The organism is Shewanella sp. YLB-07 (genome assembly GCF_009377275.1).
In genome coordinates, this window is record NZ_VOQB01000001.1 from 768,673 (window position 1) to 790,669 (window position 21,997).

Annotated in this window: 18 protein-coding genes and 2 pseudogenes; 15 read left to right on the forward strand and 5 right to left on the reverse strand. The window is 42.8% G+C overall.

The features are described 5' to 3' along the window. Nucleotides 1-396 precede the first annotated feature (396 nt). Nucleotides 397-1,389, forward strand: coding sequence for a catalase family peroxidase (locus FS373_RS03090; RefSeq protein ID WP_144047160.1), 993 nt, complete (start codon nt 397-399; stop codon nt 1,387-1,389). A gap of 235 nt (nt 1,390-1,624) precedes the next feature. On the opposite strand, the pseudogene FS373_RS31820 reads toward FS373_RS03090, so the two are convergent. The 3 genes and pseudogenes from FS373_RS31820 to FS373_RS32675 all read right to left on the reverse strand — a co-directional run. Beyond that, a pseudogene (locus tag FS373_RS31820) lies at nt 1,625-1,840 on the reverse strand (hypothetical protein); the annotation flags it as partial. A 177-nt stretch (nt 1,841-2,017) separates the two neighbouring features. After that, nucleotides 2,018-2,143: pseudogene (locus FS373_RS32670) on the reverse strand (hypothetical protein); the annotation flags it as partial. Nucleotides 2,144-2,405: 262 nt separating this feature from the next. Further along, on the reverse strand, nt 2,406-2,756 hold the full coding sequence (locus FS373_RS32675; protein WP_194165811.1) for a winged helix-turn-helix domain-containing protein: 351 nt from the start codon (nt 2,754-2,756) through the stop codon (nt 2,406-2,408). 387 nt (nt 2,757-3,143) lie between these two features. Here FS373_RS32675 and FS373_RS03105 point away from each other — a divergent pair, with 387 nt between their 5' ends. The 7 genes from FS373_RS03105 to FS373_RS03135 all read left to right on the forward strand — a co-directional run bounded on the left by FS373_RS03105 (nt 3,144) and on the right by FS373_RS03135 (nt 10,130). Continuing rightward, nucleotides 3,144-3,926, forward strand: a complete 783-nt coding sequence (locus FS373_RS03105; RefSeq protein ID WP_144047158.1) for a HisA/HisF-related TIM barrel protein — start codon at nt 3,144-3,146, stop codon at nt 3,924-3,926. Next, nucleotides 3,907-4,959, forward strand: coding sequence for a hypothetical protein (locus tag FS373_RS03110; RefSeq protein ID WP_152829012.1), 1,053 nt, complete (start codon nt 3,907-3,909; stop codon nt 4,957-4,959). Before FS373_RS03105 ends, FS373_RS03110 begins: the two co-directional genes overlap by 20 nt. 42 nt (nt 4,960-5,001) lie before the next feature. Continuing rightward, nucleotides 5,002-5,658, forward strand: a complete 657-nt coding sequence (locus FS373_RS03115) for an HAD family hydrolase (RefSeq protein WP_144047155.1) — start codon at nt 5,002-5,004, stop codon at nt 5,656-5,658. A 12-nt stretch (nt 5,659-5,670) separates the two neighbouring features. Continuing rightward, nucleotides 5,671-6,981 (forward strand): adenylosuccinate synthetase, encoded by a 1,311-nt coding sequence (locus FS373_RS03120; protein ID WP_152829013.1) that lies wholly within the window; start codon nt 5,671-5,673, stop codon nt 6,979-6,981. Next, the gene (locus tag FS373_RS03125; protein WP_144047153.1) at nt 6,978-7,430 is read left to right on the forward strand and encodes an NUDIX hydrolase; all 453 of its coding nucleotides are present in this window, start codon (nt 6,978-6,980) and stop codon (nt 7,428-7,430) included. Before FS373_RS03120 ends, FS373_RS03125 begins: the two co-directional genes overlap by 4 nt. A 566-nt stretch (nt 7,431-7,996) precedes the next feature. Next, nucleotides 7,997-8,389, forward strand: coding sequence for an H-NS family nucleoid-associated regulatory protein (locus tag FS373_RS03130; protein WP_144047152.1), 393 nt, complete (start codon nt 7,997-7,999; stop codon nt 8,387-8,389). A 928-nt stretch (nt 8,390-9,317) separates the two neighbouring features. Then, on the forward strand, nt 9,318-10,130 hold the full coding sequence (locus FS373_RS03135) for a RecX family transcriptional regulator (protein WP_152829014.1): 813 nt from the start codon (nt 9,318-9,320) through the stop codon (nt 10,128-10,130). Between the two features lie 444 nt (nt 10,131-10,574). Here FS373_RS03135 and FS373_RS03140 read toward each other — a convergent pair whose 3' ends face one another. Further along, nucleotides 10,575-11,471, reverse strand: a complete 897-nt coding sequence (locus tag FS373_RS03140) for a LysR family transcriptional regulator (protein ID WP_152829015.1) — start codon at nt 11,469-11,471, stop codon at nt 10,575-10,577. Between the two features lie 228 nt (nt 11,472-11,699). On the opposite strand from FS373_RS03140, the gene FS373_RS03145 reads away from it, so the two are divergent. Further along, a complete protein-coding gene (locus tag FS373_RS03145) occupies nt 11,700-12,794 on the forward strand; it encodes an alcohol dehydrogenase family protein (RefSeq protein ID WP_152829016.1) in 1,095 nt (364 codons plus the stop codon). A gap of 513 nt (nt 12,795-13,307) precedes the next feature. Beyond that, nucleotides 13,308-13,625, forward strand: a complete 318-nt coding sequence (locus FS373_RS03150; RefSeq protein WP_416221751.1) for a GNAT family N-acetyltransferase — start codon at nt 13,308-13,310, stop codon at nt 13,623-13,625. A 157-nt stretch (nt 13,626-13,782) separates the two neighbouring features. On the opposite strand, the gene FS373_RS03155 is transcribed toward FS373_RS03150, so the two are convergent. Continuing rightward, nucleotides 13,783-15,072 (reverse strand): alpha/beta fold hydrolase, encoded by a 1,290-nt coding sequence (locus FS373_RS03155; RefSeq protein ID WP_152829017.1) that lies wholly within the window; start codon nt 15,070-15,072, stop codon nt 13,783-13,785. Nucleotides 15,073-15,397: 325 nt separating this feature from the next. Here FS373_RS03155 and FS373_RS03160 point away from each other — a divergent pair, with 325 nt between their 5' ends. The 5 genes from FS373_RS03160 (at nt 15,398) to FS373_RS03180 (ending at nt 21,661) form a co-directional block, all read left to right on the forward strand. Further along, nucleotides 15,398-16,042: an MBL fold metallo-hydrolase gene (locus FS373_RS03160; RefSeq protein WP_144047147.1), complete on the forward strand. Its 645-nt coding sequence runs from the start codon at nt 15,398-15,400 to the stop codon at nt 16,040-16,042. 101 nt (nt 16,043-16,143) lie between these two features. Beyond that, a complete protein-coding gene (locus tag FS373_RS03165) occupies nt 16,144-17,163 on the forward strand; it encodes an XdhC family protein (RefSeq protein WP_194165821.1) in 1,020 nt (339 codons plus the stop codon). 25 nt (nt 17,164-17,188) lie between these two features. Beyond that, a complete protein-coding gene (locus tag FS373_RS03170; protein ID WP_144047145.1) occupies nt 17,189-17,695 on the forward strand; it encodes a (2Fe-2S)-binding protein in 507 nt (168 codons plus the stop codon). After that, on the forward strand, nt 17,692-19,938 hold the full coding sequence (locus FS373_RS03175; RefSeq protein WP_152829019.1) for a xanthine dehydrogenase family protein molybdopterin-binding subunit: 2,247 nt from the start codon (nt 17,692-17,694) through the stop codon (nt 19,936-19,938). The genes FS373_RS03170 and FS373_RS03175 overlap by 4 nt, the downstream gene beginning before the upstream one ends. Before the next feature lie 370 nt (nt 19,939-20,308). Further along, nucleotides 20,309-21,661: a GMC family oxidoreductase N-terminal domain-containing protein gene (locus FS373_RS03180; RefSeq protein WP_322619454.1), complete on the forward strand. Its 1,353-nt coding sequence runs from the start codon at nt 20,309-20,311 to the stop codon at nt 21,659-21,661. Nucleotides 21,662-21,997: the final 336 nt, after the last annotated feature.

The window sequence follows — 21,997 nt, forward strand, 5'->3', positions numbered from 1 at the left end:
CTAAATGGGTCATTGTTTCTCGTCATTCAGGTAGCGCTTTTGAGCCGGAATCCAGAGGCTTGTGGTGTTGGTATATGTCATTCAAGCTCGTACTTCTATTTAATCTAACGTCTGCCAGGCGCGGGAAATGCACTCTTAGACTTTCATTTGCAGCCCTTAAAAGAACCGCTAATTTCTTTATATCCCGCTCAGTCGTTAGAGAATGGCTTAGCATCTGATTACTCTGTTGGGATTAACTCTGCTTTTTACTTACTTGCTGCGGGTTCGCGTACTCATTGATCTTGTTGTGTTTGCAAAGTGTTAAAAAGGACAGTGCGTCAGCTAATAGTGAAAGATTTACCCCTTCAAGCCGTACTTGTTTCTTGTTAATTATATAACTAAGGGCAGGACAGAATCATGATTTCAAAAAATGTTAATAGCCTCATTAAGGTCAGTATTTTATCTAGCTTATCAATCTTCTCAGCACCATTGTTTGCTACTGAGAAAACCATCCCCGAATTAGTCGATGCCGTTAATGGTACTTTGGATACCGAAAGTCGTGAAGCGGGTAAAAAGGTAAAATTGCGTAACCACGCTAAAGGCTTTTGTACGTCAGGTGTATTTAAACCTTCGCCCAAAATAAATAACGCATTAGCTATACCACTTTTTAATCAAGCAGAAATCGGGGTTATCGCACGTTTCTCCCTCGGAGGAACCAATCCACATGCCTCAGATAAGGGAGCTGGTCGTTTTATGTCACTCAAGATTGATGGCAATAATGAAAGCTTGAATTTTGTGACTACGAATTCGCAAGTCTTTTTTGCGAGTGATCTTGACGATTTTTTTACCTTTCAAACCAAAGTCAAACAAGGGGCCGAAGGTAAGCAATGGCTGATTGATAATAAACCTGATGCGAAAGCATTCTTTGAACATATAGATCAGATGTTACCGAGCTCTAGCTTTGCAAACAGCGCTTACTTTGGTGTTAACAGCTTTCTATTTAATACTTATGATAATCAAATAACGGCAGGGCGTTGGATATTTGAACCTGTTGAGGAGAAAAGTACGCTATCCCAAGTTCAATTAGCTCATCTAACTGATGATTTTTTAAAAGAAGAGTTGTTAACACGTATAAAAGCTAAACCAGCAATGTGGAATGTGTATATTAAATTTGCTGAAGAAGGTGACTCTATAGATGATCCTACTATTCTATGGCCTGAATCTCGCCAACACTTGTTAGTAGGCGAAGTGATTATTAATGGCAGTCGAGATGATGAAGCTGCAACTCTACAATGTGAGAAGAGTATTTTTAATCCAGTACAATTACCTAAGGGAATAGCCCCGTCAGCAGACCCAATATTAAATGCCAGAGCACCAGCCTATATAGAGTCTTTCATTAGGCGTTTATAATTGAAACCGGCCTTGTTTCTAATTCGATTGAACCTTTTACAGCTTGTATGATCTGCTCTCCCGATGTGGTGATCGGGAATATCAAAATGGGTCAAGCTAAGGGTAAAATCACCAACTAGTCTCTGTACAACAAGGCCTTGGTCAATCGAAGTTCGTTGACTTTTTTGATTGATGAGCAAGACATTAAATCTTGGTGTTACTCTGAACATCACGGACGCCGTGGTCGTGGGTATATTTACGCTGATGTTGAGGGATCCCCACGAATTTTATAGCCTGCTTGTGGAGTCCTGACTAAATTTAGCAGTGACTTAATTGCTGTTTGCCAATTAGGTTTCAGCAGCTTTAACTTCCGATCCTTGAATGCTCTCAAGCCAATAAATTGGTTTGAGAGCACATTACGATATTTAATTTAGTTAGCTTGGTATTTGTGCTTATCAGCAGCTTTGACGCTGGAGTTATACCAATCGGTATAAAGGTATGATCTAATATGGCTAATGAATTCTAAAAGTTGATTTGCATATGGAAAAGCTTGAAACCACTGATTGTCCATGATCGGCTTCTACCTCATGATTTAGATCGTTAATTTCCTGGTGCTAAAGTGGTGCTGCTGGCATTTGTCTGCTGACCTTCACTCCGTCATGGCGACGGCGTAGGAGGCGGCTTTGTCGGTAGGGATGATGGAAGCACTTGAGTATTTCAAACTCTTACCTAAAAGCCATTTAGCTGCCTTAGCATTACGGCGGGACGATAAATAACAATTGACGGTATGCCTTGCTTATCAACGGCCCGATACCGATCCCGCCATTCCTCTTTCACTTTGATGTCGATTTCATCGACCGTTCAGCTCAATTCCGCTTTGAGCGTTCAATACCTCTCTTATTTGTTTTTTATTTCTGGAGCATCACGTCAGATCCATATTTACAATACTCACGTACCGCCAAAATGGTAATGCCATAGGAACATTGTTGCTACTTAAAGCGTGTCATTAAATAGCTGCCCTAACATAAAAGAGCTGCTTAGATTATTCGACGACCTTTGCAACTGGGCGCTACATTAGTGACGGGTAAAAGCATGTAACCTTTACCTCTCACGGTGATAATTTTAAAATTCAGATTTTTCATCATTTTTCTTAACTCACAAATCACTACGGGTAAACTGGAGCGACTAACTGGAACACTCTCCCACACAAAGCAAACTAAGTCTTCATACAAACATAACTCATTTAATGATTTATACATGAAGCACAAAGCCCTCTTAGCATGTTCACTCAGAGGCAAATAACAGGCGCACACATCCAACTTGTTAAATGCAACGCTCAACTCTACACAATTAGCGCACACTACAGCAGGACATAATATTTGTTGCATACAAACCTCATTTTTTAATCCATATCCAAATAACCTAAAAACACCAACCCGTAACAGGGTAGACACAACGAAGCAACCTAATTAATAACCAGTTCATGCATATTTAAATAGCTATAGTAATACTTTGTCACCTTTCGATTTATTAAATCTTATTAAATCTTATTAAATTTTATTTTTCACCTTCAATTCGTAATTCCAGATGATAATAAATAAAGGCGTCAACAGTTGAGTTTTATAGCAACAGAAAAGGTCTGTAATTATTGTAATTATGTTAATTTTTCATTATTAAAATGAATATATTATCCATTACCTGTCATTTTGGCGCATTAAATCAAGTCAGTTACTCAATGAAGATGAAATACATAAAAACAACAGTGTGAGATGTTAATGAATAATTTCACGTTATACCCATCGTTAGACATTGTTGGTGGGCAAGCCCTAACTTCACAGTCAGCAATACGAGTGACACAAGGGAAAAGGCAACAAAAAAAAATTATTGGTTCGCCCTTAGATATAGCTAAGTCTTATCAAAATATGGGAGCAAAATGGATACATATTGTCGATTTAGATGCAGCTTCTGGAAAAGGGAATAATGTAAATGAAGTTATAAACTTAATAAAGTCGGTTGGGACTAAAACGCAAATTTGTGGTGGGATCCGTAACGTAGAAACATTAGAAACATTTATTAATGCCGGTTGCGATCGAGTGAACATCGGTTCATTAGCCATTGATAACCCTGAACGATGTAAATTATTACTGGATAAATACGGTGATCGGATAGCAATCGCTTTGGATGTAAAAATACTTGGTTCTGAGCACCGTCTAGCAACCCAAGGGTGGAATAACATCTGCGGTGATCTTTGGCAGATGATAAAGGCACTTGATGCTCATGGTTGTCGCCGATACGTCGTTACGGATATCGACAGAGGCGGCATGATGAACACCCCGAACCTGTCTCTATTAAAAAAAGTCATGTCAGTAACAGACACACCCATAGTTTCAGGTGGAGGAGTCTCTTGCCTGAAAGACATCGAAAATTTAATGGATATTGGTGTCGAAGGTACTGTTCTTGGTCAGGTTCTGCACACTAAAAGTATGTCTTATGAACAATTTAATCGACACTTAACACTGATGCGAGGGAGTGATGAGGATGATTCACCATCTATCTGATATTGGTATTCTAGGTGAGATAAAGCTTACCGACAAAGATGTAAAACTGTCTAATGACTTTTATTTAAAAAAGATGATCACCCCATCCATAGAAGGCATTTTTTCCTCAAGAGGAAAAAGATATTATATGAATTTAACTTTTGATGAGTTAATCAGTGATATATCCAATTACATAAATCAATATGGGAATACCGCTGAGTGTCATCATTCAAGATACATACTTCTGGACTATATATTAAATGGCTTACTTCGCATTGTTGATACTCTCATTATCAACAATGCTAAAGATGAGGTTATCAATCAAGTTATCGATAAAGCCTTAGAAACAGCTAAGTTGATAGTAGATTATTTTCTTGGGAAAACACTTGGTCCGCTAAGCCGTTTATTCTTTGATGTTCCTGATGCCATTAAAAGATTACAACCAAGAGTGTATTTAGAGGGAGATAACCACCTACTATCTTTACTCTTTTCTATGTATACCCCCTCTAAAGACGTCTGTGTTGGAATATTGTTTGGGGGCGGGGCCTGTGCTGCGGTTTATGCTGCTTATCATGACGTGCAACTCAATTACGTAAAGCTCTCTTACTATGACGATATCGGTAGAAGTAGCAAGAAACTCTGGGGGCGACAGGTCAATATAGATGCGTCGGTATTATTACTAGATGATAATTGTGGCACCGGAAATACACTACTTTGGGCAAAAGACATTCTCCATGAAAGATATGATATTGATGCAAAAATTGGTGCAGTTGAATTGCATTGGGAAAAACTTCTTCGTGTAAAAGGATATGACCATCAAGATACCGTATTCGATCTTTCACAGTTGGACTATCTATCTCCCTGGACTTTTCGTCATCACAAATTGCTTAATTATTTGGTTAATAGTGACGCTTCCCCTTCAAACCATAAACTGACGACAATAAGAGATTGGGCGAATTATTCGAGAACTATTATTTATCTCCTGTCGGATCTTGGTATTTCTGACATAGGTTTCGAAAGAGCAAAACAATTCTATTTTAACTTAGACCTCTAGTACCGAAAGTCATGTTTCTAGCATTTACCAAAAGGACACAATATGGAAGCTCATATCGTATGGGATTGGAATGGTACATTACTTGATGACGTACATGTATCTCTTGAAGCAACTAACCGCGCATTGCGTAAAGTGAATGTGCCCTCTCTATCAGTAAAGGAATACAAAGAAAACTACTGTGTGCCAGTCCATGATTTTTATCAAAAAATATTGTCTCGGACTCCAACTGAATATGAATGGAAAGTGATTGGTCAAGAATTTAACACCTACTATAAGCCTGTCATTTTAACTGCCTCTCTGTCCAATGGGGCGAAAGAGATCATCCAGCGAAGAGAAAGCCAGTCAGTCTGCTCTCTGATGGAGCATCATCTTTTGGAAGAAATGTTGAGTACTTTTAAGATTGACCATTTTTTTAACTTAGTTCAAGGACGCATGGTAGCGCTCTCAAGAGAAGGTAAAAAAAATCACCTTGAACAGCATATCCAATCACTAAGCAGTAAACATCATCTTTCTAAAGATCAAATCGTACTGGTTGGCGATGCCAACGATGATGCTGAAGCCGCGCGTTCTTTGGGCATAGCTTCGATTCTTTACTCCGGTGGAACTCATAGTTACGACCGTTTAAAAAATGTAGGTGTCCCCGTTGCGAATACGCTACAAAAAGCAATTGAGTATGCTGACAATATGGTAAATAGATAAAGAGAGGTAGGTATGTTTAAAGCAGTTATAGGTCTTCAGTTTGGGGATGAAGGAAAAGGAAAGTTTGTCGATCTTCTCGCACAAAGGTACAAACATATAGCCAGGTTCAATGGTGGAACCAACGCAGGCCATACCGTCAGTTTCAATGGAAAGCGTACTGTGTTTTCCCAGATCCCTGCAACAGTCATAGATGGGAAACATTTGTATGTGTGCCAGGGAGCCTTAATCTGCATGGAAAAAATGATTGAGGAATTAGCCTTTTTACGTGAATACTGCCCAAATAGTAAGGTGTTTATCGACCCAAGATGTCATATCACCTTACCTATCCATATCGAGTTAAATAAAGCGTCTGAGGCCTATAAGGGGAAAAATAAAATCGGGTCCGTCGGCGTTGGAGTCGGAGCTTGTTTTGAAGATAAGACCAATAGAACAGGTATCCGCTTGATTGATACAATGGACGAAAAAAGATTAAAAGAGAAACTTGAGATTCTATGGCATTTAAGGCAGAAACAAATATCCAAAGTCTTCAATAGTGAGCTTTGGTTGGACTTTGAACAAGAGTATTGCCGTCTTCTTGAGCAGGGAAAAGAGCTAAAGTCCTATTTCGCGTATACCAATGAAATCATAGGGGAGCTAATATCAGATAAAGTTAATATCCTGCTTGAATCTTCACAGGCTACATTCTTAGACAACAGTTTTGGGACTTACCCTTATACAGTGGCCTATCAAACACTGATCCAAAACTGCTTCCCATCAATTGGTATACCTGCAAATAAGATCAGTATTCTTGGTGTGATGAAGTGCTACATGATACGAGTTGGAAACGGACCATTTCCAACTGAGCTATTCGACGAAAAAGCCAACTACATTAGAGTAAAAGGGAATGAATTTGGCTCTGTATCCAAGAGGCCAAGACGTTGTGGGTGGTTAGACTTAGTCTTGATTGAGCACTCAATAAAATTAAATGGGGTAAATGAAATAGCAATTACCAATGTGGATGCCTTGGCTGGAGTTGAAACCGTTCAGGTCTGCACGAGCTACAAGCTAAATAATAGACCAGTTTGTACCAATGAAGCGTTACTTTATCTCGATGATGTAACACTTGAATATCAGAGCTTTAAAGGCTGGCCAGAACTAGCTGAGCATTATGATAATGTAGAGCAGCTTCCAAATGAATTGATAGAGTATCTGTGTTTTATTCAATCAAGAGTGAATGTCGATATCAGTCACATTTCCTATGGTCCGGATCGAAGTCAGACAATTGAAGTGAGGACCAAATTGCTCAAATGTAACTTCTCCCAGGTTGAGGAGATGTTAGTATGATTCGATATGTAACTGGATTTATGTTTTCTGATAATTTACAGAATGTTGCGCTTATCTCAAAGATAAAACCCGCATGGCAAAAGGGTCTATTAAATGGGGTTGGAGGGAAAATAGAACATTCGGAAACAGCTGAAGAGGCAATGGCAAGAGAATTTATGGAAGAAACTGGAGTTAACACTAATCCAGAAGACTGGAAGTTATACACGATCTTAAGTAGGCCAGATGAATATGAAGTTAATTTTTTTTATATGCGTGATGATCGAGTTTATTCAGTAAGAACCATAGAAAAAGAAAAAGTGGACGTTTATCAATCAAATTTTCTTCCTGATAAGGTCATCTGGAATTTACGCTGGTTAATACCTTTAGCACAAGATAGCGCATTACAATTTTCTCAACCTCTGAGAATTTACGAAAAAATAGCAGGTTCAGTCACCACGTTGATGGAATAAACTGAAGTGTTGATGGTGTTCTCACTTTGCGCTAGAGCGCCAACAGCATGACACTCAATCTACAGGACATGAGGCCCTATCAACAGGCGTATGGATGGCACATAGATAAGGTAATAGCAATATAGTAAGCGTGCGGCGAATTTCGCCTTGTCTAGAAAAGCAGAGGCTTACTCAAAGGAGTCGTATAAACCCGTCTATCGGGGCGGGTTTTATGTTTGCAGAACACTGTAGTGGCAGACTAAATACGAGCCCCTTTAACATTAGGCAACCTTGATGCGAACCAAACAATATGAAACTTTGATTGGTCCGCAATACACTAATGTACAACTCGACGCCAACCGATATTGTAAATGACACCCTGATCACACCAACACATTTGGGTTCCTCACCCATGAATATAGTAGGGCAAGCGTTAGAACTGTCCTACTCATAATGATTCAAAAAATTGCTGACTAGATGAGGAGGAATATAATTATCCACTCCCCTAGGACAGTAGAATGCCCCCCCTTGTTTCCTATACTGTGCATCACGTTTATCGCAACACTACATCGAATAGGATCATTTTTATGTCAAAATTTTTATCAACCCTTACGCACGGAAAACGATTTAAGGCAGCCGTAAAAGAACTCCCCTTTGACGAACTTATGGTGTTCGCCATCCGACTTGAGAACATCATTAAACAAAGAGAAACACAGGCCGCTGCCGACCTTGAAAAAAATGCAGAACGTAATGCGCAAATTGAGGCCATAAGAAAACAGGTGGTCGAGCTAGGACTCTGCATGGATGATATAAATTCGCTCCCTAGATCTGCTGGCGGGAAAATCGAGCGACGTCCAGCAAAATACAAGATTCAGGTTAATGACCAAGTCATCACTTGGACGGGGCGGGGGCGCAGGCCAACCGTATTTAACATTAAGCTGGATGAAGGTTTTGAGCTTAATGATTTTCTAATCAGATAACCTTTTTCCTTCTTTTTGTGCTTAGGGGAAATGTGCTTTCAACAAATAGATTGATGCCGCTGTGATTCAACATCCAGATAATGCATTTTGCATTTATGGGTCATGGCTTATCACAAAGCAAGTAACGTAGCCCCTCAGATATCCGGCTGAGCTTGAACAGAATAAACCTGACCGAATGACCTGTATCTCACCCCATATCCCTCGTTATTACAAGTGCGTCATTCGACGTCGCCTCGATTTTAAGTGACTATTTTCAAAGTGTTGAAACGTAAAGGTACATCGGAAAACCGAAACCTAATACTCAACTAATCGTTTTTCATAATTAAGCATAAATCACATTTTTTTATGTTACTAAGTGAAAAAAACACGTTATCAGTAAACCTGCCAGATCACCGAAGCACTTTCGGGCTAAGAGTAATCTTTGCAGAAAGAGCCCTAAATTCACCGTTATCATAGGTAAGCATCATGGAAAAACTATCCGGGCTTTCGCGCCGATGTGTCATTACAATTCTCTGGCCTGGACGAGGAATGATGCCTGATCAAATCTCAGAAGAGATAAAAGCAGGCGGAATTATCCTAGAAGACATTGCTTTATGATCATTGATGACTTTATTTTTGAGAGGGTTTTGGTGTTTCAGGTATTAAATATAGCGCTAGAGTTGATTGATAATCTACCCACCGTTATGCTTTTGCTCAGATGTTAACCAATACTTTAGTTCGTCTATTTTCTTGGTGGTTTCCTGATTATATCATCGTGAAAAATATGTTGAAGTTAAGGTCCAATACCATAGAAATAAGGTATTGGGTTTGTCCTCAAATTGCATTCAAACACAAGTGTCCTGACACAAAGGGGTCTAGCGCGTACTCAATAACGCAGTGATCTGCTACACTGCTTTTGATTATTTTTTTAATTTAAGATCAATTTGTTATGCAGCGCCCACCACTACGTCAAGCCAAAACCATAGATAACGTTTTTAATAGTGCCTATTGGCACCTTGGTCAGCAAGACTTTACCATAAATGAAATTCGCACCAAGCTTGAGCGTAAAACCGAAAATCAAGAGTGGATTGAGACAGTACTCGCCAAACTCATAGACAACGGTTACTTAAAAAATGACTATGACTTTACGGTACGCTATTGCGAGATGGCCTTTAGTAATGAACTCGGTGCAGGCGCGATAAGGCGTAAGTTGCAACGGCGCGGCATATCCGTTACCGAGATTGATACTGCGATAGAGCAAGTGATGGACGAGCAAAAAGTCGATGCCTTTACGATGGCCACATCTAGGCTGCTAAGCAGATTCGTTAACTTTTATGGCACCAACAGAGAAAAAGTCTATGCCCAGATGACCACAAGAGGGTTTTCTCGTGTAGAAATTGATCACGCATTATCACAACATCCACAACGTGAAACACTGCGCAGTAAATTAGCCGTAAAAGCAGACAAAGCCGACTTAACAACTGAAATAATCAAACTATTCAACAAAGGTAAAGGCGAAACCCTCATCCTGCAGGAACTAAAACAGCGGCTGATTGATGTGAGCGACTTTGAAGACACTCTGTACCAATTAACGCTCACAGAGAATGTCGATTTTTATCAAAGCTGTAAAAATGAGCTGGCTAAAAAGCGCTATGACTTATCGGACTATAAAGGAAAGTCGAAAGCCTATGCGTATTTATCCCGTAAAGGGTTCGGCAGTGATGAAATAAAAGAGGCAATGAATCCAGATGATGACAACTAGGAAGAAACCACTGAGACAGCTGGATTACTCACTTGAAATATTATAGAAAGTGATACATAGGTATGCGTCTAGAGTAGTTGGCACTTCTATTTTTCTACTTGTACCGGGTGCAGTTCAATATCGCAAAGCATGTTAGGCTGAACAATCTAAGCTGGCAAGAATCAGCCCAAAATCAAAATTTGCTAGTCCTCGAATGAAGTCTGATTGCATTCTCACTATGGGTAGTTGGGAAGAGTGCTTGAAGGTTTAGTCTTTGTTGTCATCTATTACCTGATTTAGTGAGGCTAACATCATGATTTATAGCTGTATTTAACCCTCAGTTTATGGGTGGGCATTTGTGCCTCACTTCTACTTAGATTAATTGTTCATTCATACCCTGCTAACCAGACTTTACCCTATCTGAGCTAATCCTTTATTCGATTGGGTAGAACACTTGAAACCAGCCTAAACAGATCGACTTCCTAATCGTTGGGTGTTGCTGGCTAGCCGCAAGCATTCTGCTATTTTAGTGAGTATTGGTTCGTCTATCATTGGTGAATTAATCATATTCATATTGAGTACTGAATTACTTTTTAAAATACTTGAAGATACCTCTTGTATTTTGCAACTATCAAACATCGATTCTGGCAACAGTGACATGGCGAAACCGGAATGAACGGCGGTGGCGACATTTTCAAGTATTGAACTGCTAAATACCTGCCGATATGAAATAGTGGACTTTTTCAGTCCACTGATGCATAAATCGCTGATGATGCAGTTATCATCATAAATGGCGACAGGTATTTCTTTCAGTTCTTCCACATTGATCTGGGCTGAGGCTGACCAGATCAATCGCTCACTCCAGAGCAATTGATCATCAGTGTAGTCTGGTTCGCCTGCAACAATAGCAATATCCAATTCGCCAGCTTTAAGCTTCTTTCGTAAGGTTCGACTGCGGTCACAGATTATTTTTGCTTCAAGGTTTGGTATTTCACGGGTCAATATAGGCATAAAGAAGTTTAAAAAATCTTGAGCATAATCCGTCGGAACGCCAAAATTGAACTGCCCGGACAGGTCTCGCTCATTTAATGCCGAAAAGGTTGCGTTATTGAGTTTCAGAAACTGTTCGCTGTAGCCGAGCAGGGTTTCTCCGGCATCGGTTAATTGTATCCCTCGGTTATTGCGTTTCATCAGAGTGCAACCAACCAATTCCTCTAGTCTCTTCATTTGCATACTAACGGCAGCTTGAGAACGAAAAATAGCTTGAGCTGCTTTCTTTAATTCTCCGGTCTTAGCAACCATGACAAAAGTTCGCAATAGTTCAAGATCGAGTAATAGATCCATTTTCAATCTTTTATTCATTTCCATCACTCCAAATTAAACTATAAATCAGTAGTTTCCAGCTCAGTTCAATAATTCTGAATCGTGGGTTAACTATTATTCGCTTGGCTGAATCATACGTTTTTTTTATTGTTATAGGTAGTCGAGTTGCTCCGGCTTTGAAACGCTGATAGGTGAAGAAAGAGTCTGAATCGCAATAATGTGAACAAATTTATGTCGTCCAATGAGATCGAGGAGAGTGATATCACAATGAACAAACTACCTAAGAAAATGTCTGGCGTTCTATTGACTGGCCACGGAGGTTTAGAAAAACTTGAGTATCGTACTGACTTGCCCGTGCCAATTCCAGAAAATGATGAGGTACTGATCAAAGTTGGAGCTAGTGCGGTGAACAATACCGATATTAACACCCGTGTCGGTTGGTATTCAAAATGCGTAAAAGAGCAGACTGATGCTGGTGCTGTCGATAGTTTTCAGACTATTAATGAGGATGATGCCAGTTGGTCTGGTATTCCAGTTAAATTTCCTCGGATACAAGGTGCTGATTGTTGTGGTGAAATAGTCGCTGTCGGTGAACAAGTCAGCTCTGACCGAATTGGCGAGCGGGTGCTGGTGCGAACTTTGCAACAAACGGTAATGACACCGGCTGAGTACAGTTGTATTACTTATGGCTCTGAATGTGATGGTGGGTTTTCCCAGTATACTAAGGTACTGGCAACAGAAGCATTTCCGATTCAAAGCTTCTTGAGTGATGCTGAATTAGCGTCGTTTCCATGCTCGTATTCAACGGCTGAAAATATGATCGATCGGGCCAATGTTAAAGCCAATGATACAGTTCTCATTACAGGAGCATCGGGTGGTGTTGGCTCAGCTGCGGTGCAATTGGTCAAACGACGTCATGCTGAGGTCATTGCTATCTGTAGTGAAAATAAAAAGGAGCAGCTTTATAAGCTCGGCGCAGATAAAGTGATCCAACGTGGACTGAACCTGCTTAATTCCTTGGGGAAAAACTCAGTGGATGTAGTCATTGATCTCGTTGCAGGAAAGCAATGGCCCGAACTCCCAGAACTACTACGAAGAGGAGGCCGTTATACTGTTGCGGGAGCTATAGCGGGGCCAATAGTGGAATTGGATATCAGAACGTTATATTTAAAGGATTTGAGTTTTTTTGGCTGCACCTATCAATCAAGAGCAGTGTTCGAAAACCTGATCCGATATATTGAACGTAGTGAGCTTCAGCCCTTAGTCGCAAAACAATATTCATTACTGGAAATTAAAAGTGCACAACAGGATTTTATGGCTAAAAATTTTGTAGGAAAACTGATATTACTGCCATCTCAGTAATATTGATTAAACCTATTTTATTCTTGGTTCAGCTAAGCGTTAGTTTCTACTCCAACTCTATTCCGCTACAATCGAGTTTAGATTAGGAAGTGAGGATAACTTCACCGTTTTATGTCATTTGGGGACTCTGTCGTTTAAGGAAACAACTTGGGCAGCCCAATGCTAATGGCATATTTTTGAATCAGGCGAGTCTTAACTTTCGGTTGTCTCTAGAAAAAAGTGTCATTGCCTGGGGGAAATATACTGGTATTGGTCTTATTATTTTCAAGCTGTGTCATTGCTGACGATTGTTCATTTGAGCCAAGTATTACTTAGTTGTTTATTGCGGCGTAGTTTCAAAAAGGAGTGTTAATGTCTATTGTAATACGAGACGCTAATAAAGATGATTCCAGTCTAATTCTGGGATTTGTTAAAGAACTAGCAAAATATGAAAAATCTGAACATGAAGTTGTGGCAACATAATTATGTATTCAAGATTCAATTTTTGGTGAAAATTCTACAACAACAGCTGTAATTTGTGAGAAAGAAGGCTGTCCTATGGGTTTTTCAGTTTACTTTTTTAATTACTCAACTTGGTTAGGGAAGCATGGTCTCTATCTTGAAAATTTGTATGTTACTCATACTGAGCGTGGCAGTGGAGCTGGAAAAACTCTCCTTAAACATCTAGCAAAAATTACTGTTGATAATGGATGTGGGCGATTTGAGTGGAATGTTCTTGGTTGGAATGAGCCTGCAATTAATGTTTATAAATCTCTTGGTGCTAAATCAAAAGATGAGTGGATAGGCTATCAACTAACAGGTTCGAAATTAACCGAGTTGGCAGAGTCATGAAACTAACAAGGTGACAAATAAACATAACACTAGGGTACTTAGTAAACTAACCAAGTACCAAACCGCCAATGAACTCACAAAAAAGATATTTGAAACTTGTTATCCCACAAGTCCCTCCTTTGTGAGGATTGTTGTCACCCCTTGTGAGTGGTATCAGCTATCGCAGCTGCTTGCCACGATTGAGTGCTATCAGTTTATCAAGAATATGCTCGCCATCCATGCGGATGCCGTTGTGCTCATACTCAGACGTTAACCAATACTTTAGCTCGCCTACTTGCTTGGCGGTTTCCAGGCTGTAGTTCATCTCGACAAACATATCTTCGCTGTAGATGGCTGCTGCGACGGGCACCTGGTTGTTCGCTAGGGTGTCTAAGTCATATAGCTGTGACCAATCAGATTTTTCCGCGAGTAAGTTGGCGGTATGTTTGAGTGGCTTAAGATTAGTGAACTGCTCGAAAAACCAAGGGTAGACCATCTCGCCGGTAAACAGGAAGGGCTTGCCTGACTCATAGTTAAATTCATCATATTGGCCGCGAACGCGCTGAGCCGACCAATTTGAGGCGCTTTGCTGGCAGTAGATACTCTCGTGGAGTAGGGCAAAAATAGGGTTGGTGTTGAAATCGAGCTGCTGGCAGAATTGTCCCAGAAAAAGCGGGTTAACCTCTGTACCTGACTCAGTTTCGATAAGTGCCTGTTCAAGCAAGTAGTAAACCGATTCTGGGCCTTGCTCCATGCCTATGTTAAGCCCGAGTAGCTGTAGCATCTCGACGGTGAGTCGTTCACCCGTGGCGATACGGACCACATTGTTACTGATGTGCTCGGCTAGCTGAGTGATAAGTGTCTGGGCATCGCTGAAGCGCTTAAAGAAGTCTTGGTTTTTCGCTAACACTCGTTTGTAGGTGGCTTGGTATACTTCATCTGCGTGGCGGGTCAGTGATGGCATGCCGCCAGTGATATAAGCTTCCTTTAATCCTTGTGGTGCATCATTTAAGTATTTAAGTACACAAAAACCACCGAAACTTTGGCCTAAGATGCTCCATTGTTCATCTGGGCAAAGCTGAGCACGTATCGCTTCGGCATCACGGATGATATTATCGGCGCGAAAATGCGTCAGGTATTGGGCTTGCTCTTCTGAGTCCATATGATTCAGGCTCAGATAACTCACAGGGGTAGAGAGGCCCGTGCCACGTTGATCGAGTAGTAAGACTTTGAACTCTGTCAGTGCGCGCTTAATCCAGCCTCCATTGGCGGCGGGGCGAATTGCCCCGAAACCTGGACCACCTTGAAAAAATACCAGGTATGGAAGTTGTTTGTCTTGGTTCTCAGGGGAAACCAGCTCACGAGCGAATACTTTGATCTGCTCGCCTTTGGGATTGGCATAATCTAAAGGGAGTGAGAAGCTGTGCTTTATGGCTGTTAATCCTGCAAACGTTAAGTCAGATTTCATGGAGGCCTTGTACAATAGAGTTAGAAATTGATGCTCATTATGTGTCTCACTACAATGGTGAGCAGAACGTGTTTATTGGCAAATTGTATACAAAATCACTGCAGATACAAAGTTTAAAAATTGCGTGATAATTTAGGCTGGCTTGATATAAATTGATCTAGATCAATTTATGCGCATACCCGAGAGAGAAAATAGTGAACTTGGCTTAACCTTAACTTAATATGCAAAGGTACTTGTAGAGAATGCCAATCTCTTGTATTAACACCTCTTATTAAAGAGTCATTTAACATCCCCGAATTAGATAGCTAGCTTTAGGCGGAAACCTATGAAGTACCAGATTATCCCAGTCACCCCATTTCAGCAAAATTGCAGCCTTATCTGGTGTGACAAAACTAAGGCCGCAGCCGTAGTGGATCCTGGCGGAGATATGGACCGAATATTGACTGAGGTGGACAAGCTTGGGGTTAAGCTGGAAAAAGTACTATTGACCCATGGTCATATCGATCACGTAGGTGCGGCTAAGAAACTATCCGAGCATGCTGGCATACCTATCATAGGTCCGCACAAGGCCGATAGTTTCTGGTTAGAGAATCTAGCAGAGCAGAGCAAGCATTTTGGATTTGTGCATTGTGAGCCATTTGCGCCGACGCAATATCTTGAAAGCGGTGATACCGTGACCTTAGGTGCTTTGACGTTAGAGGTGCTGCATTGTCCGGGGCACACACCGGGCCACATAGTGTTTTTCTCGGCCAGCAGCTGTACTGCATGGGTGGGTGATGTGTTGTTTCATGGCTCAATTGGTCGCACCGACTTTCCTCAGTCAAATCATCAAGACTTGATCCATTCAATTACCCAAACCCTTTGGCCATTGGGCCGTGATGTGGAGTTTATTCCTGGTCATGGTCCCATTTCGACGTTCGGCACTGAGCGAGATCAAAATCCTTTCGTGGCAGATCAGCTGTTTAGCTAACTTTAAGCTGAAATATTTTGCAATGTATTGGCTATTCACTCCATTAAACATCTCTGTTAGCTTAGATTTTCTGTATCGATAACAATAAGAGACAAATGGATATGTCCCATCATATCGAAGATATTCTCTCCCATTGGCAGTCTGCGCCAACCGATGACTGGGTGCTGGCCATCATTACTCGAGTACAAGGTTCTTCTTACCGTAAACCCGGTGCCATGATGCTGTTTCACCCCTTGGGGCGTGCGATTGGTATGCTTAGTGGTGGCTGCTTAGAGGGTGACTTGAGACGCCATGCACAGATGGCGATACAGAAAAGGCAAGCCATGCTGGTGCAATATGATGCCAGCGATGAAACCGATGCGAGTTATCACTTAGGTTGTGGTGGCATCGTAGATCTCATGTTAGTGCCACTGAGCCGAGATAACCATTATCTGCATTTTCATCAGCTTGCCGAGCAGTTACATAAAGGTGAGTCCTTCTTTTATCAATTGACTCTGCCCAGAAGATATACTGATCTGGCTAATGTCAGCGCTAAAATTGTCGAGTATTGCGATGCCGCATTTTCTGTCGATGACTTTACGCGAGCAGGGATCTTGCAAACCGATAGAAGCGAGCTGGTCGTGCCCATGCGGCCCAGGTTTAGGATTGCCATATTTGGTGGCGGTTTAGATGCCCAGCCTATGGTGTCGATGGCGCTTAATCTAGGCTGGCAGATTGATCTTATTGATGAAAGAGCCAGTTATGCCAGAAATTATGATTTTCCTGGAGCCAAAATATTTAAGCATTCGATAGACGATCTACCTGATAACTTCGCTGATAATTTAGATGGAGTCATTATCATGCAGCACAACCTTGAGTTAGATGCCAAGGCATTAGTATTTGCCTGCCAGGTTTCAGAAAATATTCTGTATGTGGCGTTATTGGGGCCAGCTCATAGGCGAGATAAAGTATTGAAAAAATCTGGGTTGTCGCTAGCTGATTTTAGCTGCCCGTTTGCGGCACCCGCAGGTATTGCCCTGGGAGGGGAGCTTCCCGAATCTGTGGCCTTGAGCATCTTGTCTCAGTGCCATGGTGTATTTCATAAAGCAGAGCAGGTCTCTCTCGATAAGGTAATGCTATGAAGGTTAAACAAACAAGGAGTGTGTAATGTCTGATACCGATCTGACACTGAAAATTAATGGCAAGCTGTTCCAGGTGGACGCCGATCCTAAGATGCCAGTCTTGTGGGCCGTGCGTGATATGCTGGGCCTGACCGGTACTAAATATGGTTGCGGTGCGGGCCTTTGCGGCGCTTGTACTATTCACGTTGACGGTAAGCCTGCTCGAGCTTGCTTAACCAGTTTGAGCCAAGTGCAAGGCAAAGAGCTAACTACCATAGAAGGCCTTGAGGCGGATAAGCTCAAGCAAGCATGGACGGAGCATAAGGTCCCCCAATGTGGTTACTGTCAATCCGGGCAGTTGATGTCGGCGGCGGCGCTGTTAAGCCAAAACCGCAAGCCCAGCGATAGCGATATCGATGAAGCTATGGCGGGGAACATTTGTCGTTGTGGCACGTATACCCGCATCAAATCAGCCATTAAATCAGCTTCCGGTCAGCAAACTTTTGCACAGCATAGCGATGTGAAAAGTGATGAGCAGGAGGTGACCGCATGAGTTCATTCACAGCTACGCAGAATTTTAGCCGTCGTGATGTACTTAAGCTTTTCGGTGCCACAGGAGGCGGCCTGGCATTGGGAGCCAGTGGCCTAGGTTGGAGCCCCATGGTGATGGCTCAAAGCGCAGAGTCACGCCTCAATTTATTTATTGCTATCGGTGAAGATAACAAGGTGTATCTGACCTGTCACCGCTCTGAGATGGGCCAAGGGATCCGTACCGGCATAGCTCAGGTCCTGGCGGATGAGTTAGGTGCCGACTGGGATAATGTGGTTGTGGTTCAGGGCCTGGCCGATAAGCGTTACGGCAGTCAAAATACCGATGGTTCACGCAGTATTCGTAAAGGCTTCGATAAGATGCGTGAGATGGGGGCCATGGCCAGAACCATGCTCGAACAAGCCGCCGCAGATAAATGGCAGGTCCCGATAACGCAAGTTTCGACGAGCAACAACCGAGTGAATCATGCTAAATCGGGCAAGAGTGCCAGTTTTGGTGAACTCGCCATGGCGGCGTCAAAAGTGAAGTTGCCAGATGTTGAAACCTTGCCCCTTAAATCTCCCAAAGAGTACACACATATAGGTGCGTCTCACGCTATTGTCGACATGCAGGACATGCTCACGGGTAAGGCGCAATATGGTTATGATGTGCAGGTAGACGGCATGCTGTGTGCGAGTATCACTCGCCCCCCAGTGTTTGGTAGTGAAGTGGCTAAACTCGATGATAGCGCAGCCAGAAAAGTAGCTGGGGTTGTAGACGTTATTCAGCTGTCAGCGACGAAAGGCGCACCCATGTTTTATCCCTTAGGTGGCGTCGCGGTTATTGCCAGTAATAGCTGGAGCGCTCTTGAGGGACGCAAGGCGTTAAAGATTGAATGGACAGATTCGAGCAATGATAGCCATGACTCTCAAGCGTATCTTAATATGCTAAAAGAGCGGGTCAGTCAGCCCGGAAAGTTGATGCGCCAGCAAGGAAAAGAGGTCACGGACTGGCCTAAAGAAAGTACCATCAGCGCCTTGTATAGCGTGCCTTATCTTGCTCATGCACCAATGGAAGCACCATCGGCCACGGCAAATGTGACTAAGAATGGCTGTGAAGTGTGGGCATCGACTCAGACACCTCAAAGTGTACAGCAGAACGTGGCAAGTGCCTTAGGGCTTAAAGAGGAGCAAGTAAAGGTGAATGTCACCTTGCTTGGCGGCGGTTTTGGGCGTAAGTCTAAGCCTGATTACTGCGTCGAGGCGGCTTTGTTGTCTAAAAAAGCAGGCAAGCCCATCAAGGTGTGTTGGAGCCGTGAAGATGAGATCCAAAATGGCTATTTGCATGCGATCAGTGCTCAGCTTTATCAGGCAAAAATTGGCATTGATAATATGCCAGAGGCGATACTGCAGCGCTCAGGTTTCCCGAGCATAGGCTCAACCTTCTCCGAAGGCGCAGATTACCCCGCGGGCTGGGAGCTGGACTTAGGTTTTGTCGATGTGCCGCTAGCGGTCAAGAGCTTAAGGTGTGAAGCTGTTAAGGCCGAGGCTCATACCCGTATAGGTTGGATGCGCTCAGTGTGTAACATTCAGCATGCCTTCGGCATCGGCAGCTTCGTCGATGAGCTTGCAGTGAAGGCCAATAAGCCCAGCACTGTGATGTGGAAAGAACTGCTTGGTGATGTGCGCCAAGAGACCTTTACCAATCAAGAGTTTAAATACGGTAACTATGGCGAAGATCTTGCCCGTCACCCTGTGGACATTGCCAGATATCGAGGCGTAATCGATGCGGTAGAGCAGGCCATGGAAAAAGCAGGCACTGCGGGTGATAACCAAGGTTGGGGCTTTGCGGTTCACAGAAGTTTCACCGCTTTCGTGGCAACGGCTTTATTCGTCGAAGTCTCCAAGGATAAGCAGTTGAAAGTGCTAAAGGCGATATCAGCCATAGATGCTGGCACTGTGGTCAATCCTGACAGAGTTAAATCTCAGACCGAAGGCGCGGTGATGTTTGGCTTGAGTTTGGCCATGATGGGGGAGATAGACTTTAAAGAGGGCAAGGTAGTGCAGTCAAACTTTCATGACTACCCTATGTTGAGAATGCCCCAATGTCCTGAAATCGAGATTATTATTATCGAGTCTGATGCGCCGCCGGCAGGCGTAGGCGAACCAGGCGTTCCTCCGGTCGCGCCTAGCCTGACCAACGCAATCTTTGCGGCCTCAGGAATGAGAATACGAGACCTACCCGTGAGTAAGCAGCTTAAGGTGTAAGCATTAACTCTGCTTATCGGACTTTGTTGAAAAATAGCAATACCAGTCAGTTTGACTGGTATTTTTTTCTTTGGCTCGTATTATACCAACCCTATTAAATATGTGATCGTTCAGCGGGAGTTCAGAGTGCTGTAGGCAAGGCGAATGTTTGAAGCTAATAGTGATTCTATATCGAGAACATGTAACGTAGCATAAAGTGCTTTGAAACCCGCACTACGTGAGCCTCTCAGGCATTCCACTTCTGTGTTTCACTGACTTAAAAGGGAATAACCATTTTTACATCAATGCGCCTTGAATTGAAAATCCTGAGTGGCTCTGAACTGAGAAAATATTTAATGAGGTTGGTATTTCAAACTTTAAAAATAAGAGGGTGTGCAACTTGGTAGGGAATGGCAAGCAGCCTGATACAGAAAGAGTCGATGTCATCATAGTTGGAACAGGACCGGGTGGTGCAAGTGTGGCTAAAAAACTCGCCGAAGTCGGGCAATCTGTGGTGATGCTGGAATGGGGCGATGATGCACCTCTGACTGGTCAATTGTCTCAGATGGTGAAGATTGCCGGAATTCCGGGCCGAGGAGCTTTGATGCATGCCGACATGTCACTGCTGATGCGTGGCATTACCGTCGGCGGCAGCTCGGCGATTAACTTTGCTACGGCCATGGCACCGCCGCTAGCCATGTTTCAAAAGTACGGCATAGACCTGACACAAGACTTAGCGGCCATGAGTCAAGAGCTGCCCATCAATACCTTGCCCGATCATCTTATTGGCCCGTTAGCGGGCCGGATCCATCAGGGGGCGTTGTCTCTAGGACACGATTGGCAGAAATTGCAGAAATTTGTCCATATAGATAAATGCCGTGCATCTTGTTATCGCTGTACCTATGGTTGCCCCTTTGATGCCAAATGGACGGCGCGTGAATTTGTCGATTCAGCCATAAAGAGCGCAGCGGCCTTAGTGACGAAAGCTAAGGTGACGCGGGTATTACAAAGAGATGGGCGGGTCCTAGGCGTCGAATATCATCAAGCTGGCAGTGTGCATACTCTGCTTGGGGACAAGGTCATTCTTGCGGCGGGTGGCGTGGGCTCGCCGAGAATATTGCAGAACTCATGTTTAGCATCAGTGGGTTTAGATACATTCGGTTTTGATCAAGCTGGTAAAGATTACTTTGTCGACCCTGTGATTGCCGTGATGGGAACGGTGAATGATCTGGAGTGCAACCCAGATCAGATGGGCGGGCAAGAGATCCCCATGGCCGCAGGCATGCATTTGAGCGATGAAGGTATAACGCTTGCGGATCTCACCTTGCCTAAGCCTTTGTATCTGGCGTTTGCGACGCAAGTGGGTCGCGTAGACAGGCTTATGGCACACGACAAAACCTTAAGTATCATGGTGAAGGTTAAAGATGAGCTGGGCGGGAAAATAAGTCAGAAATGGCTCAATAAATCACTGACCTCAGATGATAAATTCAGGCTGGCTCGTGGTACTGAGCTTGCCCGAAGTATTCTGACTGAGGCGGGGGCGACTAAGATATTTAATAGTCATCACTTTGCTGCACATCCCGGGGGCGGCGCCAAGATAGGTGAACTGGTGGATGAAAATCTGGAGACGGGAGTCAAAGGCTTGTTTGTCTGTGACGCCTCGGTCATTCCTGAGTCCTGGGGGCTTCCTCCGAGTTATACGCTTCTGTGTTTAGGCCATCGTTTAGGTCGATACCTATCATGAAACTAGGAAGCCAGGAACTAATGATAAAATCCTATTTGTCTGTGGTTGCATTGGTGATCCCCGAGCCTAGGGGCTATCGCCTAGTTCTACGTTTTTGTGTTTAGGCAATCGTCTATTTCTTTGAATGCTGCAGCGAATGAAATTTAGTCTTATTACTACAAATTTCATTTTAGTCATGAGTAAAAGCATGCTGTAAAATGGTCTTAATGTTAACTTTATGCTTGATTAGTGCGACATGAGCCCAATTAAACAGCAGTTAATACTGAGTTTATGTCCTAGATCCTATTTTTGTTTTACAAAAGGGAGTAATTTAATCAACAAAATGGTCAATCAAAA

What these genes read in the sequence shown, in the direction of transcription:
- FS373_RS03110 (WP_152829012.1), top strand. Translation starts at nt 3,907, where the DNA reads ATGATTCACCATCTATCTGATATTGGTATTCTAGGTGAGATAAAGCTT.
- FS373_RS03120 (WP_152829013.1), top strand. Translation starts at nt 5,671, where the DNA reads ATGTTTAAAGCAGTTATAGGTCTTCAGTTTGGGGATGAAGGAAAAGGA.
- FS373_RS03105 (WP_144047158.1), top strand. Translation starts at nt 3,144, where the DNA reads ATGAATAATTTCACGTTATACCCATCGTTAGACATTGTTGGTGGGCAA.
- FS373_RS03135 (WP_152829014.1), top strand. Translation starts at nt 9,318, where the DNA reads ATGCAGCGCCCACCACTACGTCAAGCCAAAACCATAGATAACGTTTTT.
- FS373_RS03140 (WP_152829015.1), bottom strand. Translation starts at nt 11,471, where the DNA reads ATGAATAAAAGATTGAAAATGGATCTATTACTCGATCTTGAACTATTG.
- FS373_RS03115 (WP_144047155.1), top strand. Translation starts at nt 5,002, where the DNA reads ATGGAAGCTCATATCGTATGGGATTGGAATGGTACATTACTTGATGAC.
- FS373_RS03165 (WP_194165821.1), top strand. Translation starts at nt 16,144, where the DNA reads ATGTCCCATCATATCGAAGATATTCTCTCCCATTGGCAGTCTGCGCCA.
- FS373_RS03090 (WP_144047160.1), top strand. Translation starts at nt 397, where the DNA reads ATGATTTCAAAAAATGTTAATAGCCTCATTAAGGTCAGTATTTTATCT.
- FS373_RS03160 (WP_144047147.1), top strand. Translation starts at nt 15,398, where the DNA reads ATGAAGTACCAGATTATCCCAGTCACCCCATTTCAGCAAAATTGCAGC.
- FS373_RS03130 (WP_144047152.1), top strand. Translation starts at nt 7,997, where the DNA reads ATGTCAAAATTTTTATCAACCCTTACGCACGGAAAACGATTTAAGGCA.
- FS373_RS03125 (WP_144047153.1), top strand. Translation starts at nt 6,978, where the DNA reads ATGATTCGATATGTAACTGGATTTATGTTTTCTGATAATTTACAGAAT.
- FS373_RS32675 (WP_194165811.1), bottom strand. Translation starts at nt 2,756, where the DNA reads ATGCAACAAATATTATGTCCTGCTGTAGTGTGCGCTAATTGTGTAGAG.
- FS373_RS03175 (WP_152829019.1), top strand. Translation starts at nt 17,692, where the DNA reads ATGAGTTCATTCACAGCTACGCAGAATTTTAGCCGTCGTGATGTACTT.
- FS373_RS03145 (WP_152829016.1), top strand. Translation starts at nt 11,700, where the DNA reads ATGAACAAACTACCTAAGAAAATGTCTGGCGTTCTATTGACTGGCCAC.
- FS373_RS03155 (WP_152829017.1), bottom strand. Translation starts at nt 15,072, where the DNA reads ATGAAATCTGACTTAACGTTTGCAGGATTAACAGCCATAAAGCACAGC.
- FS373_RS03170 (WP_144047145.1), top strand. Translation starts at nt 17,189, where the DNA reads ATGTCTGATACCGATCTGACACTGAAAATTAATGGCAAGCTGTTCCAG.